The 15,024-nt window shown below is 63.7% G+C and carries 24 protein-coding genes and 1 pseudogene; 14 read left to right on the forward strand and 11 right to left on the reverse strand.

The genetic code is table 11. From position 1 onward, the window contains the following. The first annotated feature begins 246 nt into the window (after window positions 1–246). From VGV07_RS22600 to VGV07_RS22610, 3 genes are read left to right on the forward strand one after another with little or no spacing between them, the layout of a single operon-like run. Complete coding sequence (locus tag VGV07_RS22600) at window positions 247–825, forward strand: hypothetical protein (protein WP_326871001.1); 579 nt, start codon at window positions 247–249, stop codon at window positions 823–825. Further along, entirely contained in the window at window positions 812–1,228 is a 417-nt protein-coding gene (locus VGV07_RS22605) for a phage holin family protein (RefSeq protein WP_326871002.1), read from the forward strand. Before VGV07_RS22600 ends, VGV07_RS22605 begins: the two co-directional genes overlap by 14 nt. Continuing rightward, a complete protein-coding gene (locus VGV07_RS22610; RefSeq protein WP_326871003.1) occupies window positions 1,228–2,178 on the forward strand; it encodes a DUF3618 domain-containing protein in 951 nt (316 codons plus the stop codon). Before VGV07_RS22605 ends, VGV07_RS22610 begins: the two co-directional genes overlap by 1 nt. Before the next feature lie 56 nt (window positions 2,179–2,234). On the opposite strand, the gene VGV07_RS22615 is transcribed toward VGV07_RS22610, so the two are convergent. Beyond that, window positions 2,235–2,702: a DUF2934 domain-containing protein gene (locus tag VGV07_RS22615; protein WP_326871004.1), complete on the reverse strand. Its 468-nt coding sequence runs from the start codon at window positions 2,700–2,702 to the stop codon at window positions 2,235–2,237. Between the two features lie 149 nt (window positions 2,703–2,851). Between VGV07_RS22615 and VGV07_RS22620 the strand changes: the two genes are divergently transcribed. Next, entirely contained in the window at window positions 2,852–3,040 is a 189-nt protein-coding gene (locus tag VGV07_RS22620; protein WP_326871005.1) for a hypothetical protein, read from the forward strand. Between the two features lie 7 nt (window positions 3,041–3,047). On the opposite strand, the gene VGV07_RS22625 is transcribed toward VGV07_RS22620, so the two are convergent. Genes VGV07_RS22625 through VGV07_RS22635 form a run of 3 tightly spaced genes read right to left on the reverse strand, consistent with a single transcriptional unit; the run spans window position 3,048 to window position 4,964 of the window. After that, complete coding sequence (locus tag VGV07_RS22625; RefSeq protein ID WP_326871006.1) at window positions 3,048–3,875, reverse strand: metallophosphoesterase; 828 nt, start codon at window positions 3,873–3,875, stop codon at window positions 3,048–3,050. 2 nt (window positions 3,876–3,877) lie between these two features. Further along, entirely contained in the window at window positions 3,878–4,813 is a 936-nt protein-coding gene (locus VGV07_RS22630) for a diacylglycerol/lipid kinase family protein (protein ID WP_326871007.1), read from the reverse strand. 13 nt (window positions 4,814–4,826) lie between these two features. Further along, window positions 4,827–4,964 (reverse strand): hypothetical protein, encoded by a 138-nt coding sequence (locus tag VGV07_RS22635; protein ID WP_326871008.1) that lies wholly within the window; start codon window positions 4,962–4,964, stop codon window positions 4,827–4,829. Window positions 4,965–5,085: 121 nt separating this feature from the next. On the opposite strand from VGV07_RS22635, the gene VGV07_RS22640 reads away from it, so the two are divergent. Both VGV07_RS22640 and VGV07_RS22645 read left to right on the forward strand, forming a co-directional pair. Beyond that, window positions 5,086–5,403 (forward strand): hypothetical protein, encoded by a 318-nt coding sequence (locus VGV07_RS22640; protein ID WP_326871009.1) that lies wholly within the window; start codon window positions 5,086–5,088, stop codon window positions 5,401–5,403. A gap of 58 nt (window positions 5,404–5,461) precedes the next feature. After that, a complete protein-coding gene (locus tag VGV07_RS22645; RefSeq protein WP_326871010.1) occupies window positions 5,462–5,929 on the forward strand; it encodes a hypothetical protein in 468 nt (155 codons plus the stop codon). A gap of 18 nt (window positions 5,930–5,947) precedes the next feature. On the opposite strand, the gene VGV07_RS22650 is transcribed toward VGV07_RS22645, so the two are convergent. The 3 genes from VGV07_RS22650 to VGV07_RS22660 all read right to left on the reverse strand — a co-directional run bounded on the left by VGV07_RS22650 (window position 5,948) and on the right by VGV07_RS22660 (window position 6,936). After that, the gene (locus VGV07_RS22650; protein ID WP_326871011.1) at window positions 5,948–6,142 is read right to left on the reverse strand and encodes a hypothetical protein; all 195 of its coding nucleotides are present in this window, start codon (window positions 6,140–6,142) and stop codon (window positions 5,948–5,950) included. 88 nt (window positions 6,143–6,230) lie between these two features. Next, window positions 6,231–6,596: a hypothetical protein gene (locus tag VGV07_RS22655; RefSeq protein ID WP_326871012.1), complete on the reverse strand. Its 366-nt coding sequence runs from the start codon at window positions 6,594–6,596 to the stop codon at window positions 6,231–6,233. Window positions 6,597–6,768: 172 nt separating this feature from the next. Next, window positions 6,769–6,936: a hypothetical protein gene (locus tag VGV07_RS22660; protein ID WP_326871013.1), complete on the reverse strand. Its 168-nt coding sequence runs from the start codon at window positions 6,934–6,936 to the stop codon at window positions 6,769–6,771. Window positions 6,937–7,326: 390 nt separating this feature from the next. Between VGV07_RS22660 and VGV07_RS22665 the strand changes: the two genes are divergently transcribed. The 5 genes and pseudogenes from VGV07_RS22665 (at window position 7,327) to VGV07_RS22690 (ending at window position 10,951) form a co-directional block, all read left to right on the forward strand. Next, entirely contained in the window at window positions 7,327–7,749 is a 423-nt protein-coding gene (locus tag VGV07_RS22665; RefSeq protein ID WP_326871014.1) for a hypothetical protein, read from the forward strand. A 25-nt stretch (window positions 7,750–7,774) separates the two neighbouring features. Next, window positions 7,775–8,244 (forward strand): annotated as a pseudogene (locus tag VGV07_RS27465) (DUF305 domain-containing protein). Window positions 8,245–8,396: 152 nt separating this feature from the next. Further along, window positions 8,397–9,887 carry a sensor histidine kinase gene (locus VGV07_RS22680; protein ID WP_326871017.1) on the forward strand — a complete coding sequence of 497 codons (1,491 nt, stop codon included), beginning with the start codon at window positions 8,397–8,399 and terminating at the stop codon, window positions 9,885–9,887. 345 nt (window positions 9,888–10,232) lie between these two features. Beyond that, a complete protein-coding gene (locus tag VGV07_RS22685; RefSeq protein ID WP_326871018.1) occupies window positions 10,233–10,433 on the forward strand; it encodes a hypothetical protein in 201 nt (66 codons plus the stop codon). Beyond that, complete coding sequence (locus tag VGV07_RS22690) at window positions 10,430–10,951, forward strand: inorganic diphosphatase (RefSeq protein ID WP_326871019.1); 522 nt, start codon at window positions 10,430–10,432, stop codon at window positions 10,949–10,951. Before VGV07_RS22685 ends, VGV07_RS22690 begins: the two co-directional genes overlap by 4 nt. A 68-nt stretch (window positions 10,952–11,019) precedes the next feature. Here VGV07_RS22690 and VGV07_RS22695 read toward each other — a convergent pair whose 3' ends face one another. After that, window positions 11,020–11,259 (reverse strand): DUF6894 family protein, encoded by a 240-nt coding sequence (locus VGV07_RS22695; protein WP_326871020.1) that lies wholly within the window; start codon window positions 11,257–11,259, stop codon window positions 11,020–11,022. Window positions 11,260–11,622: 363 nt separating this feature from the next. Here VGV07_RS22695 and VGV07_RS22700 point away from each other — a divergent pair, with 363 nt between their 5' ends. Further along, on the forward strand, window positions 11,623–11,988 hold the full coding sequence (locus VGV07_RS22700; protein WP_326871021.1) for a response regulator: 366 nt from the start codon (window positions 11,623–11,625) through the stop codon (window positions 11,986–11,988). Between the two features lie 251 nt (window positions 11,989–12,239). Here the strand turns inward: VGV07_RS22700 and VGV07_RS22705 are convergent, their stop codons facing one another. From VGV07_RS22705 to VGV07_RS22715, 3 genes are all read right to left on the reverse strand, one after another. Then, window positions 12,240–12,965 (reverse strand): DUF421 domain-containing protein, encoded by a 726-nt coding sequence (locus VGV07_RS22705; RefSeq protein WP_326871022.1) that lies wholly within the window; start codon window positions 12,963–12,965, stop codon window positions 12,240–12,242. Window positions 12,966–12,977: 12 nt separating this feature from the next. Next, on the reverse strand, window positions 12,978–13,220 hold the full coding sequence (locus VGV07_RS22710) for a hypothetical protein (protein ID WP_326871023.1): 243 nt from the start codon (window positions 13,218–13,220) through the stop codon (window positions 12,978–12,980). 117 nt (window positions 13,221–13,337) lie between these two features. Further along, on the reverse strand, window positions 13,338–13,739 hold the full coding sequence (locus tag VGV07_RS22715; protein WP_326871024.1) for a VOC family protein: 402 nt from the start codon (window positions 13,737–13,739) through the stop codon (window positions 13,338–13,340). A gap of 430 nt (window positions 13,740–14,169) precedes the next feature. Between VGV07_RS22715 and VGV07_RS22720 the strand changes: the two genes are divergently transcribed. Together VGV07_RS22720 and VGV07_RS22725 are read left to right on the forward strand one after the other, a co-directional pair. Continuing rightward, window positions 14,170–14,319, forward strand: coding sequence for a hypothetical protein (locus VGV07_RS22720; protein ID WP_326871025.1), 150 nt, complete (start codon window positions 14,170–14,172; stop codon window positions 14,317–14,319). A 35-nt stretch (window positions 14,320–14,354) separates the two neighbouring features. After that, window positions 14,355–15,008, forward strand: a complete 654-nt coding sequence (locus VGV07_RS22725) for a PAS domain-containing protein (RefSeq protein ID WP_326871026.1) — start codon at window positions 14,355–14,357, stop codon at window positions 15,006–15,008. The last annotated feature ends 16 nt before the right edge of the window (window positions 15,009–15,024 follow it).

Raw genomic sequence — 15,024 nt, forward strand, 5'->3', positions numbered from 1 at the left:
GACGTTTCTCACATCTGTTGAAAGCGCTTGAAATCAAAGACTTGCTCTCAGGTGCCGAAGCCCCGTGGCAGATCGAGCCCTGTCGGTTCGCGCCAGTCAAGCGGCCTGGCGCAGCGCCGATCCGGCGCCGATGACGCCTGATCCGCTATCGGGGAACCGTCCCTGCACATTGACATTGGTTTGATGAGACGGCCCGAGCGCTACGCGTCCGCGGGTCCCCTCCAACCCCTTATGGAGCATGTCACAATGAGCGCCCCCGATAACCTCTATCAAAGCAACAGCGGGACGATCCAGCCGGACTCCGGCGACGATACCCCCCTCACCGAAACGGCCAAGACCGACCTCGCCGATCTCGGTGCCGAAGTCAGCCAGCAGGCGGCGGCGCTGGGCGAAGAGGCAAAGGCCCAGGTGGACGAACTCGCCGAGAAGGCCAAGGGCATGGCCGGCGAACAGAAAGATCTCCTCGCGAAACAGCTCGGCGGCGTGTCCGACGCGCTGCAGAAAGTCGCCGGGGAACTCGAAACCAACAGCGAAACCAGCGCCCATTATGTGCGCATGGTGGCCGACGGCGCCCAGCGGTTGACCGGCACGCTGCGCGACAACAGCGTCGACGACATTCTCGGCATCGCCCAGGATTTCGGCAGGAAGCAACCTGCGGCATTCCTCGGTCTTGCAGCTTTGCTCGGCTTTGCCGCCAGCCGCTTCGTCAGCGCCAGCGCGCAGCGCCCGCAAACCAACGGGTCGGCGACCTCGACCTCGGCCGAGCGCCCCGCCTATGCCAACGTCAGCGGCGGCAGCACGGGAGGCGGCGATGCCCGAATTTGAGCAACAGCGCACGCTGACCGATCTGCTCGGCTCGCTCGCCGGTGACATTTCCGGGTTGTTCCGCAAGGAAGTGCAACTGGCCAAGGCCGAAGCCGGCGAGAAACTCGATGATGCCCTCGACGCCTCGAAAGGCCTGGTGATCGGCGGCGTGCTCGCCATCGGCGCGCTTGGAGTGTTCCTCGCCGCGCTGGTCACCGGGCTTTCCTGGCTGTTGGTGGCTTTCGGCATGTCCGAGGCCGCGTCCGAGTTCGTCGCGGCGCTCGCTGTGGCGCTGGTCGTCGGCGGCATTGCCTGGAGCTTCATTTCCCGGAGCATCGAGGCCTGGAAGGCTTCGCGCCTTAATCTCAACCGCACCACCAATTCCCTCGCGCGTGACGCCGAGGTCGTGAAGGAGAGCTTCTGATGAGCAGCTTTGGCAAGGATTCCGCCCAGCTTGAACAAGAGGTCGAAGAACAGCGCCGCCGCGTCGAAGACCGCATCGGGGAAATCCGCGAGCGCCTGTCACCCGGCCAACTGGTCGACGAGGTGCTGAGCTACACCAAGGATGGCGGCATGAACTTCGCCGCGGGTCTCGGCAACACCATTACGGCCAACCCGCTCCCGGCAGCATTGCTCGGGATCAGTCTCGTCTGGCTGATGTCGGGCAAGGGCACCAACCCGCCGACGTCGGGCGAGCCGCGGTCGGCGCACCGGCATGAGCCGGAATATCCCTATGCCACGGCGACCGGCGGCCGGATGCGCCGCATTTCGCATGGCGCCGACGACATGGGTCGCTGGCGGAGCGAGTTCGAGGATGCCGGCGGCAAGCGCTACAAGGCGGAATCGAACGAACTCGGGCATCGCCTTGGCGCCTTTGTCGATGATGCCGGCCGCAAGTTCGGCGGCTTCATCGATGAGGCCGGTCACCGGGTGAGCGATTTCCAGGATGAGGCCGGCAACAAGCTGGAAGAAGCCACCGGCTGGGCCTCGCATCGCTGGCACGACGTGCAGGCCGGAGTCGGCGCGGCGCTCGAGCAGGCGGGCCAGCAGGCCCAGCACCTGGCGAGCGGTACGCAGCACCAGCTCAACCGGGCCGGTAGCATGGTGGGCTCGGCGTTCAATAGCCAACCGCTGGTGGCCGGCGCCCTGGCCTTCGCTGCCGGCGCAGCACTTGGCGCGACGCTGCCGCACACGGCTGAGGAGGATAAGCTCCTCGGCAAGGCTGGCGACAAGACCCGCCGCGAAGCCGCCGGCGCGGCCTCGGACCTCTACGAGGCCGGCAAGGAAAAGGCGGCCGAACTTTACGATAAGGGAAAGGAAGGCGCCACGCAGCTCTATGACGAGCTGCGCGAGACGCCGCGCGGCGTGCATTGACCAGCTGACGCAGTCAGGACGCCCTCTCCCGCTTGCGGGAGAGGGCTGCAGCTGGCTTACATCGGCCGGGGATCATCCTCCTGCACCGCCTCCTCGAACTGCTCGTCCAGACGAAACTGCCCCATGCACGCTTCGCGGGCGCGGTGCCAGTATTCCTCGTCGCGGCCGGAGGGGCGTCCGTCGGCTTCCCACATGAAATATGCGGTGTCGCGCACCTGCTGCTCGAAGCTCCCCTCGGGCGCCAGATCTACCGGGCCGTTCCGCACCTCGCCCTCGCGCACCTGCCGGATACCGGCGGCTTCGGAGTTCGGGAGCTCGTTCTCCAATCGCTCCAGCGCCACGCCGACGCGCTCTGCCACAATCGGGCTGAACTCGTGGTCGGGCCAGGTGTTCTCGTAATCCTTCAGCTCCTCGACGGTAATGCCTGCGGCAGCGGCAAAATCTTCGGCGTCGAGTCCGAGCGAGAGGCGGCGGTTGTGGTCGCCCTTGGGTTGCCGTTCGGCGGGGTTGGCGGGGAAAGTCATCGGAGGCTCCTCAATTGCATTTCACTGACAAGGAGAAGCTCGCTCGCGGCGAAAGGTTCGGCCGTCGAGCAGTTAACACTGGATCTTGCAAAGCCACCCGGGAGTGCTGCTAGAGTGCGCCGGGCCGCTTGGGCTCCGGGGGGTGTGCAGTGCAGGTGGTGCCCTGGCTGCTGGTGGTGCTGAACATCATCGGCGTCGCAATCATGGTGAAATACGGCCTGCCCAAGGAAGTGCCGGTGGTCGGTCGCGCCGATGCCGATCCGCTGCTCGGCTATCTCGGCCTGCTGCTGTTCGGGCTCAGCATTGCCATCCGCGTCGCGCTGACCGTCACCGGCTGAACTCAGCTCAGGTGAGGCCTGAGGCCGTCTCGCGCGTCACCCAGCGATCGCTGCTCCAGTCGCGCACCTTCACCGAAATCCGCTCCTTGTCGATATCGATCAGGTTGTAGCCGTTGGGCTCGCCGCGCAGCCGCGTCGAGATGGTCGAGGACGCCTGGGCGACGAGGATCGGCACATGGGCAGCGCGGCGCAGGCCCTGCGGCGCGCCCTGGCTGATGCTGCCCGACTGCTCGTGCGTGCGCACGTAGGAGAGGTGGAAGTGGCCCGACAGCACCAGGCGCACGCCGAGTTCGGAGAAGGTGCGGAGCGCCAGGTCGGCGCGTTTCACCAGCCGCATCGGCTTTTCGGCAGCTGTCTCGGGCTGCATCAGCGGGTGATGGGCGACGACGATCCTGAGCGCGTCGGGCGCGGCGTCCTCGAAGCGGGCGGCGAGCCGTCGCAACTGCCCGCGGTTGATGGCGCCATGCGCCCAGTTGAGCCCGGGCCTGAGCCGGCGCGACGTCTTGAGGCCGGCAATGGCAACGCCGCCGGCTTCGACGAACGGCTCGAGTTCGCTGGCGATATAGCGCCGATAGAGCCCATAGGGGTCGAGGAAGCGGCGCATCAGGTTCACGGCCGGCACGTCGTGATTGCCCGGCACGGCAAAAACCGGCGCCGCGAGCGTATCGAGGAAGGCCCGGGCGGCGCGAAACTCGCTCTCGGAGCCGACCTGGGTGAAATCGCCGCTCACCACCACGAGGTCGGGGCGCTGGTCCGAAAGATCGGCGGCGAGGCCGGCGGCGAGGCGTTCGTCGTGATGGCCGAAATGCAGGTCGGAGAGGTGGCAGATGCGCATGTTCAGAGGGCTTCGATGGTCGTTTCGGCGGTGGCGGCGACGGGCGGCGCCAGCACCGAGAGGGCAAGGGGGAGGGTGCGGAAGCGCAACGGGCTCTGCAGCGACATGACCTCGCCATCGATCATGGCGCGGAGCAGCCGGCGCCGGGTGCGCACGGTGAGGGCGCGGATTTGCTCCACTTCGAGCACGTCGTCGTTGCGCCAGTTTCCCAGCACCATTTCGACGGCGAGCCGCACCGCGTCTCTGAGGCGCAACTGGCGCAGCATGTAGAGGCTCAGCGTACCCTCGTCGAGGCGGGGCCGGTGAAACACCTGGCCCAGCCCTTCGGCATAGTCGTTGTTCGCAATGGCAATCGACTGCACGCGCTCGATCCGTGGTTCGCCCGCACGCGGCGTGATCTCCACCGCAAAGCGGCGCAGCCGTGACAGGCGGCGGATGAAATGGCCGAGAAAGCCGATACGGGCAGCCAGCTCCGCCCGGCCGCGCAGTTTTTCGCGCGCTGCGGCAATGCCGGGCACGGCGCCGATCACCACCTTGTGGAGGAACAGCTGGCCGTTCACCTCGCCCACGTCGATGCGGCGCGGCTCCATCTCGGCCAGCGCCTCGAACCAGGCTTCGAGCGGGATCGGAATGGCGAGGTCGCGGGCAAGGAGGTTGGCGGTGCCGAGCGGCAGCACGGCAAGGGTCCGTCCGGTCTCGATCGCCACCTGCGCCAGCGCCGTCACGGTGCCGTCGCCGCCCGCCGAGAGCAGCATCTCGGCCGGGCTTTGCCGGGCGGTCTGCATACGCTCCTCGAAGGGACGCCCGGCATCGGCATCGACGCTGATCGAGATGCCGCGCTCGGCGAACAGCCGGTGCAGGCGCTCGGCCGTGACGCCCGTCCTCAGGGCGGTGCCCGAGTTTGGGTTGAGAACGATGTGAAACCTGGTCTGCAGCACCCCGGATGCCCCTTCAGGGGCAATTGCCCCTCGCCTTCAACGGCGCCGGTAAGCCTTCGGTTCCGGCAAGGGTGGGCAGGTGCATCAGCAGGATGCCGATGCCGCCGTTCGGCACGCAACGGAACGGACCTCCACCATCGAAGTTGGTCAACCCAAGGGTGCTCGAGGGTACTCAACGAGGAGAGCATGACGAAGTCCATCGCCAAACTTGCATTGGCCCACGTCCCTGCGGGCGCCGCTGGGCGAGGACCGCAGCCGCCAAAGGTGAACTCATGACCATCTACCGACTACTGCCTTCAGCGCCCGCCGATGATCCGGGCTGGGACCTCGCGCTCAATCACGGCGAGGTGGTGGTGCATGCCCATTCAACCGGAGAGGCGCGCGCCATCGCGGCGCTCGAGGAGGCGAGCATCCGGGCGCATGGCTTACCGCCCACCACCACGCAGGTGGTCGCCAGCGCCTTCCGCAACGAGAAGCTCTACACCGTGATGGAAGACGATAGCGGCGCCTTCGACGATAGCGGGCCGGTGCGGGTCGTGCGTGGCGAGTTTGCGTTTCCGATGGATTACGACGGCCTCAAGGTCGACTGAAGCGGGTGCCCTGGCCGACGACGCGTGAAGGCTTCGAACGGAGCATTGAGAGGCCGATATGGAGAGCAAGCGCATCTTCCTGCTCGAGCGCGACAGCGTCGAGGCCGGTGCCGCCGCGGCGCTGATCGCGCAGTGCGGTCACGTCGTGGCGGGCGTCGCTCACTCGCTGGAAGAAGCGATCGATGTCTCGTTGAGCGCCGTGGATTTCGCGCTGCTGGAACGCGACCTGGGGGAGGGCACCGACGCGACCCCGGTCGCCGAACGTCTCTCGGCCGCCGGCATCCCCTATGCCTTCATCGTCCGCTTGGGCGATCTGACCGACCCGCTGCTATTCCCGGGCGCCGGGTTCGTGCGCAAACCCATTACCACAGCAGCGATCGAAGCGGTGCTGGCCTTGCGGCCAACCGATGCAACATCGCTGCCGGCGGACGCTGACGAGGCGCAGCGCCGGGCGGAAATCGACCTCATCAAAGCAAAGTTGCAGCAGACTGCGGAGCGCGCCGGTCCGAAACCGGACCAGAACTGATCCGTCGTCGCCCCGGCATCACGACTGGCGGGGCGCAATTGGCGTCGTCGACGCGCCGCCGCCTCGCTTGGGCAGCACCAGGGCAGCCTCTATCGCAGCCTCCTCCGTCCCAAAGGGGCCGGCAACAAGGCCATGATCGTCATAAACGCCATAGCCCCGGTCCTCCCGAAGCCGGATTTCCCAGCCATCGACCCAGTCTACGATTTTCGACATGTGAAACCTCCTTCCGGTTGGCCTGAATGGGGAGAGATTTAGGTGAGATGACTCGCCCTGCAAGGGGCACCGGCGGGGAGCCGGCAGCTCAGTGTCGTGGCGGCTGCCGGGCCGGCGCGGCGAAGCTTTCGAGCGTGGCGCGAACCGAATCCAGCGCGCGCAGAACGTCCTGAAACCGCGAGTGATTGGTAATCGACTCGGGCAAGTCGGCGGCCTCGGCGGTCAGCTCATTCGAGGTTCGGATCACCTCCTGCAGCAGCTCATGCGCTTCGTGCGCCAGCCGCTGCTTGACCGTGCCAGTCTGTTCGAACTGGTAGTGGGTCCGCAACCGAACCGCCGCGGATTGCCAGCTGCCGATCCGTTCCCGCACCGGGTGGACTTTGGCCACCACCTGCCGGGTGAGGGTGACATCGGTATTGGTCGCCCGCTGGTAGGGAACGTCAGGTGTGCTCATCAACCCATCCTTTCAGCTTGAGTGGGCATCCTCCACCGTCGCCGACGGCATGGCATTAACCCATGATAACGACGCTCACGGTTGGCCGGCAGGGGAGCATTGTGCGAGCGACTGCTTCGGCATCCGCTCACTTCGAAATTGCTGGCTCTGGTCCTCGGATACATTTGTAGGCCTAACGCTGGAGGGGGAGGGTGACAGGCTGGTGCGGCAGGGTGGACCACGCGCCGATCAGTGAGCCGCCGCTCGCCGCGAGCGACAGTGCCACGACGATCAGCATGAAGGCGGTTATCCACCAGGCCGCATCGCCGGCCAGTGGCTGTTTCGAGCTGGAAGCTCGCATGGGTTGCTTCTGTTCCGAGCGCCTGACGCAGTAGTGACATCAGATGACCCAGGTGTTCTATCCCGAACGGTGGGGTCCGGCGGGGCGACACCTTTGCACGAGTGGTGGCTGATGAGGCTGCTCTTGGTAGATTAGACCGTTTCGACTTGCCTCGGTCAAACGACAACTGAGTTAGGCGGCTACTCACTCAGCGGCTTCGGTGCAATTAACATATGATATTGCGCGGGATTATGACGGCTCCTCGGCATCGGCTGCCGCGGAAATCAGCTGGCAGATGGAGGCGGAAGACAGCTGGATACCGAACAGGCTCGTGCCGCTGCCTTCCAAGCCGGGGATCCTGCCGCTCAGGTCGGCAGCGAGAGAAAAGTGAGACCTTCCGGTCCCGAAGCCATGCACGACCAGCCCAAGCGTGAGTGGATGAAGGAAGATGAGGCGAGCGACGAGTTCCGACTAGGACCCTCCGGCATCCAATCGGTTCGACCGACCAGCCCGATTGGCGCCACGTCAGCCGGCGCGCATGACCCCTCCAACAAGGCGGACCTGCTCTGCAGCAACTTTGCCGGCTGGCGAAATTGGAACCTCACGTCCTCTTTTGGATTGGCCCAAGAGGAGGTTCTTCAGATGACCACCCAAGACATTCCACCGATTGTTCCCGACCCGCGCCCTGGGCAGTTGCCAGACCCGCCGATTCGACCGCTCGGACCGACTGTTCCCGATATCCCCGATGTCGACGTTCCCGGCGAATTGCCCGACCCCGGCGAAGAGCCGCGTCAGCCACCCACCCGCGATCCATTCCCCGAGCCGGAGGTCTAGGGTAAGCTGCCTACGCTTCGCCGCCATGGTCGCCACTTCGACGCTGGCCATGTTCGGGTTGATGTATCTGAACACTTTTGCCATCGACCACGTGTTCTGGAGCCAGACCAGAGCTTGGATGGCGCTGCTGATGGGCGCTGTGATGGCCGTCATCATGCTGCTGTTCATGCTCAAGATGTACAAGAACCGCGCTGCCAACCTGGCGATCATCATCGCTCGGTGGCGGTGTTTGGCGGCTCGCTATGGCTGTTCCGCAGCCAAGCGACGGTGGGCGACGTCGACTACATGAAGGCGATGATCCCGCATCACTCCATCGCCATTATGACCAGTTCGCGGGCGCACATCAAAGACCAACGAGTGCGTGAACTGGCCGATGGAATCATCGAGGCGCAGGTCCGCGAGATCAATGAGATGAAAGCGCTGATCGCAGGTCTCGAGGCCAATCCACCGCCCGCCGGCAGTCCGGATATCGAGCCTGCCGTCGCCACAGAATAGTGCGGCGACGGATTATCGCATCCGCGGAAGCAGCCGCCCCGGAACCGAGTGCTTTCTTCGTGCGAAGGTATACAGTGGCATGAGGGAATGGTCAGTCGGCGCAAGTCCGGAGGGGGCAACTGAAACGGTTTTTGGGAGAACGGTGGGCTGCCGTGTCAGCGGTTCAGGTCGCCATCGGCTTGATGGTAACCTTCCTCGTGCTGTTCGCCGCCTTGTTCGGCTACTTCATCGCAGTTGGCGTGAACCAGACGAACCAAAGATTTCAGGAGCGTTCCTCTGCAGCGGCGCAAGTCGTGGCTGCAGATGTCTTCTGGATCGTGGAGGTCGCAAACCAGACGCTGCGTCGGGTGGACACAGCGCTTGGCCCGGCCATGTCGGGCAACCCCCAGGACCTCAAGCCCGCGCTCGACGGTCTGCCCGCCGTGGTGGACGTCTACATCATCGACGCCGAGGCCAACACAATCTATGCCACCGTGCCGGGAGCCGACGCCGTGTCGGTAAGCGACCGCGACTATTTCACGGCTCTTCGGGACGGGGCCGAGTTCTACACCTCGCCAATGATCGTAAGCCGCCTGACCGGTGATCGGATCTTCGTTTTCAGCAAGAGGGTGGAACGCAACGGCGCCTTCGCCGGAGCCATCATGGTCTCCTATTCCGACAGCATGCTCGAGAATATCTGGAAGACGCTCGATCTGGGCGATGGCTCGACCATCAGCCTCGTGAGGGACGACGGTCAACTCATGGCGAGATACCCACCGGCCGAGGAGGCAGTGGACCTGTCGGCATTGCCATTGTTCACCCAGTACCTGCCGGCGTCGCCCGAAGGTTCCTATGCCTCGGATCGATCACCCGTCGATGGTGTCGCTCGTGTCGTCAGCTACCGGGCCGTCGAGGGCACCTCGATCATCGCACTCGCATCGGTGGCCACCGACGAGGCGTGGCAGGCCTTCGTCCGCAACATCCTGATCGTGTTGCTGATCGTTTCTCCCGTCATAGTAGGGTTGGCCCTCGGGAGTTGGTGGATCGTCGTGCTCCTGAACCGGGACACGCGACACACCGAGCAGCTCACCACCCTGTTCCGGGAGATTCATCATCGGGTGAAGAACAACATGGCGTCGGTGCAGGCCCTGGTTCGCATGCAGAACATTCCCGACGAGGCCAAGCGTGACCTGCAATCGCGATTCGCCGCGATGGCTGCCCTGCACGAGCACATCTATCGCCACGACGGTTATGCCAGCGTCAGCGCCAGGGAGCTGGTGCCGGCCATGGTCGAGCAGGTGAACGCTGCCTATGGCTCCACCGCCGCCATCGAGTACGACATCGCCGATGTCGAGATCGGACACGACCAGGCCACGCCTATGGCACTACTGCTGAGTGAGCTGGTCACCAATGCTCTCAAGTACGCTTTCCCGAACGGCAGGCGGGGCACGATATCCATTGTCCTGTCGCCGGCCGACCCTTCGGGCCGCAGCAAGTTGATCGTTCGCGACGATGGCGTCGGAATGCCCGATACCGACGCGCGGTCCAGCATGGGAATGCGGTTGGTCAAGGGGGTGGTTGCGCAACTGCAGGGTGACTTCCAGTTCCGAAACGACCGCGGAGCCGTCTTCGAAGCCAGCGTGGTTCTGTCCGATCGGACGTGACTTCGCGGTCACCGGGGGCTCTTCACGTTCGAACTTGGCCCAGCCGTGAAACTTGTAGCGATCGTCTGCTCGACTGCCTCTGTGGTGTATCGTCCCTGGCGGTGTCCGACCGGGCGAGCTTGGCTTTACACGTCGCCTTACGGCGGTTCTCGGCGGCACCTGCCGCGTTCTCCTCACCGGGGCATCGGTCCGAGGGTAAGACAGGAGTTTGGTTGCTGCCGGGAACTGGAAAGCCGCAACGTTCTCTATGCTACCACGTCCAGTCGACACGCTAGCCAACCGTTGCGGACGACTCTGTGAACCTTTGTATGCATCACAGGTTGTGCTCCCAACGAGGAGAGAACCATGTCCAACAACCAGACCGCGAAGCGGCAGCGAGACATCCGGAAGGAGGTGGCGGCCGGTGATGCGAACGAATTCAGCAAGGCGACGAAGGCCATGCGCGCAGGTGCTCGGGAGTTCCCGAGCCGCCATTTGATTTCGAGTTACATAACCGGGCGAGGTACTTCCGATCATCGGCGGCTACGGATCATCGTGCCGCTATGACCCTGGGTATTGCTGGGCTGCCAACGTTCGCGCAGGGCGGGGCGGTACACGTCGTCGTTGAGACGCCCGCGGGCTCACGCATCAAATTCAAGTTCGACTCGCAGTCGGGCGTGTTCATGATGCACAAGGCCTTGGCGCAGGGATTCGCCATGCCGTTCCCATTCGGGTTCATCCCGGGGACCAAAGGTGGTGATGGCGATCCGCTCGATGCGATGCTCATCACCACGCTCCAACCGCCAATGGGTGCGGTTACCGAGGCCATCGTTATCGGCGCTTTGATGGTCGAACAGTCCGAAAGTGGCGGCCCCGCTGTGAGGAACGATCGATTTCTGGTCCTGCCCAAGGTGGAGCATGGCGACCGTAATATTGCATCCGTCGACGACCTGCCGCCAGCCGAGGTCGAAGATCTTGAGCAGTTCTTCATCCAGAGCGGTGAGCGCGACGGCAAGCAGGTCCGGATGCTTGGTCGTGCTGGACCGGAGAAAGCAATGTCCCTCGTGAAGGCGGGGAGAACCTAGCGCCCAACCTTGCTGCTTGATGCTCGCATGGTTGGTGCGGCAACCGGGGTGCTGTCGCGCCGCCAGTTCTAGTGCATCGTGACGTAACCGATTGGGAACGTCACCACCGCACGGCGCTCGGCGTCGCAAACCTCGATCCAGTACTGGCAATTGGCACGGTCGAGATAATCTCCCCTGACGAGCATGAGGGCATCCTTGATCGCCCACCTCCACGCGTCGGTCACACCGGCCAGCATAACACCGGACCTATCCTCGAATACCGTGCTGTCGCGACGGATATTGAAGTAAAATTTGCGCATGACTGTCATGATAGCAGTTTTTCTTCAGATACTGAAAATCTTCCTGAGTGAGGCCAATGAGTAAAGCGCTCAGGGATCGAGCATCCGGATGCGGCAAAATTGGCAGAGATGACGCTGTTGCTGCGAACGGCCCCGTGCTTGGGTGGCGGTCGCTTACGCCAAGTGAGTAGGGCACGCCTCCTGCTAACTCACCGCATGTCGTAGTTAAATGCGGTGGGAGGGGCAGGGCGCTATACCGGACGCAGACTGAAGAGGCCGCTGGCTTGCGTCCAGCACTGGCATTCGCTCTTCAGGCGTCGCCTTGCGCAATCAAATCAGAGGTTATGCCGGTGGTGCTATCCTGCACACCGGTCCTCTAGGCTGGAGGACGGAATGTCCTATAAGCGCATATTGCTCGTTGAAGACGAAATGCTCATCGCCCTGGATATCGAAGCCACCTTGCACCAGCTGGGTCACGAGGTGTTTTCGGCGACCACGGTTGCCGAAGCGCTCAAGCACCTCGAGCACGGGGTCGACCTCGCCATCCTCGATTTTCAACTCAAGGCTGGCGACACTACCGGCCTGGCACATCACCTGCGGGATATTGGAATCCCGTTTGTCGTGTGCTCGGGGAATATCAGCCTCGACGATCTTGGCGCGGCTTTCGCCGGTGCGAGCTTCCTGCCCAAGCCGTTCTCGACCGATGGATTGCTGGACGCCGTTGCCAGGGCAGCGACAGCCCACCGCGCTGACGCATAGAAGGCGGTACCGCGGGAGGCGAACCGCCTCGCGTCCACTTTCGGTGGCCCCGCGGTGGGGCACCATGACTCGCAGCAACAGCTGAGCCGATTTCTTCGGGCGTGCGGCGCCTGATGGCGTTCCGCAACCCCGATGGTCCCTTAAGCCACTAAGCGATCCGTTGGATCTGGAGGCGCTCCTGGCAGAGGCCAAGACGGCGGTGCGAGCATGGCTTCAAGGGACGGATCGACCATGGAGCGGCCCACCAGTCGTCATTGATGCCGGTACTCGGCCTCCGTTCGAGCTGTTGTCCAATGGTCGTGGTCGCAATGCGGACAAGCCCCGGGGGCGCTATCGGCGGGCGTTTCGTGCAGGTACCCGCAACGCATGCACGCCAGGAGGCTGGGGGCCCTCAGGATCTGGTGTGCCACTATGGGCAGCAAGGGCTCGATCTCCCACGGCGGCACGATCGGAAGGCCCGGGCGCTCTTGCTTGGACCTGAAAACCGTCAACACCCCGTCGGGCTCTACATAGGCATGCGCTACCTGCCCCAGGTGCTCGATGCCGTGGTGCCGAAGCTGCTGGCGCAGCTCGCTGACCCCCAGCGAGGTGTCTGTCAGGAACTGCCTGCACACCACCCCGTCGACGATGACCTCATCCGGCACACCATCCAGCACTTGCTCTGCCGCCTTGCTGCGGGCGATCAGGATATCAAGACCCTTGTTGGCCAGCACCACGATGGTAACCACCAGCAAAGCGTGGGTGAGGGGCACGTCCGGATAGAACATTGCGTCGCCAACCGCCGAGCCGAGCGCAATGACCAACAGGAACTCGACTGTAGAGAGCTGGCCGATCGTGCGGCTGCCGACCCAGCGCAGAAGTACAAGGGCGTAGATGTAGACAATGACCGTACGCAGCACGATCTCGAAGAGGAACAGGGGGGATTCCGAACCGAACAGGATACGGCCGAAATCCAGCACGCTGGCGGGTTGATCCATCGCAGGGCGATCCTATCTGGATCGCCGCGGCACGTCCTCGCCGACAGCATCGTTAGGGCCAAAGTCCGGCTTGCGAGGCCTTGGCCCGCCAGGTCGATGCTGACGATCGTAGCGTTCCTCGTTTGAGGGGTGGGGATCGCTCACGTCGCGGGTACCCGCTGTACCTTTCCCCGTGGGCAGGCCATCGCGTTTTTTCGGCGCCTTGTTCATGTCGCGGGTCTTGTTCAACTCCCGCCCAACAGGTTTGGTGGCCATCGCATTCTCCTTGCGTCGTGCAGGGCGAACGCCGTTCGGTCACTAAGGTTTCGGAACCACATAGAGGCGCGCTTTGGTGAAACCGGCCGATGCCACCGTTCCAGCCTCGGGATAGGCTTAGGACGCCGTATTGACTTCGATGATGTTGCGGTCAGGATCCATCACGTAAAGCTGCAGAAAGCCGGCAAGGCCGGAACGGTTGACGAGCAGCCGCTTGCCGTCGTCCTCCGGTGCCGCTTCGCTGAACCCGGCTGCATGCAGACGTGCAAGTACGCCCTCGAAGTCAGTGGTTCGCAGCGCGAAATGGACGTCGTTGTTGTCAACTCCGCGGGTGCGGAAGTTTCCGGCCATGTGCCTTGTGAGGTGCAACTGCAGGCTCGGTCCACAGGCGAGCCAGACCCCCTCGATATTGAACGGCGGTCGGTCGAGGCGCTCGAGCTGGAAGATAGATTGGTAGAACTCAGCCGAATGCTCGGGATCGTTTGAAATCAAGGCCACGTGATGCAGTAAAACGGTCACCGGCACCTCCATTTTGTTTATGATGAGACCAGCACAACGTAATCGGAGGAGCAAGCCATCGGTTGCGGACTTCTCTGACACTCGGTGCACCTGGCCTGGAGCGGCGCCAGCGAGGTGCAGTTGAGTCCGGAAGCCAGGTACGCCGCTGCACAAGCCCGCTTGGGGGGCGTCGAGGCGACGCCCGCCCTTGAACAGAGGTAGCTTGGTGCGCACGGAACGGTAAGTCATTGGCTGCGTTACGTCTTCAGCGAAATGGAGAGCAGCTTGTTTCACCGCCACGACTTCGGACGTCTATCCGCTGCCGAGACCATGCTGACCAAGGTGATTGAACCAGCCGCGGATTGCAGGAGTGCGGACCGAGCCATCCGCCATCAGCGCCACCGGCCCGTCAGCCGCCTGTTCGTCGGATAAGCCCACAGGGAGAATGCCGATGCCTGCTCCGAACGAGCCCGGCGCCGTGCCTGGCGCCCGCGCCGAGCGACGCCGCAACAAGGACGATAGCTCGGGGGTGGTGATCTACGCTTTGGTGATTGCCGTTGTTTCGGCGATCATCGTCACTATTGTCATGGTGGCGCTTTAGGGCGAGCCGACCCATCAGGGGACAAGGGGGAGGTCGTGCGTTTCCTGGTCAGCTACCAGATGATCACTGGGGTGGTCGAGCGATATGCGGACAGCGCGGACGAGACGCGGAGCATCGTCGACGCGGCGATTGCCGCTGGTGCGCGACCGCTCTCTGTACAGTGCGAGGATCAAGCCGGGGCTAGAAAGACCGTTGCCTACCTTGGTTTCGGTGACGCAAAACTGGCAGAGCTCAATGTCGGAAAGAGCAGCATGATTCCTTCGTCGCTTCCCACCGATCGCCGGATCGATCCATCGGTGCATTCGATCAGCCTGGCCGATGCGCGCCGTCCGGATTGTCCCCTGATCTATGTCAACAGGGGGTTCGAGCGGCTGACGGGCTATCGGCGCGAGGAAGCGCTGGGCCGGAACTGCCGCTTCCTGCAGGGGCCGGAGACCGACAGTTTCAGCATCAAGCGCATGCGCGAAGCGCTTTCCGCCGGTGAAGCGCTGATCCTCGACCTGTTGAACTATCGCAAGGACGGTTCGAAATTCTGGAACCGGATCTCGCTGCAGCCCGTGCTTTCAGCCGACGGGCAGGTGACCCACGTGATCGGCATCCAGTCCGATGTCTCGCAGCTGATCCAGCTGCAGGACAACCTGGAGCAATGGGCGCGGGAGCTCGCCGGCGGGACGCGACCAGCGCCTTAGTCCCACTGGAACGAGA

Source organism: Devosia sp., assembly GCF_035944845.1.
Taxonomy (GTDB): Bacteria; Pseudomonadota; Alphaproteobacteria; order Rhizobiales; family Devosiaceae; genus Devosia_A.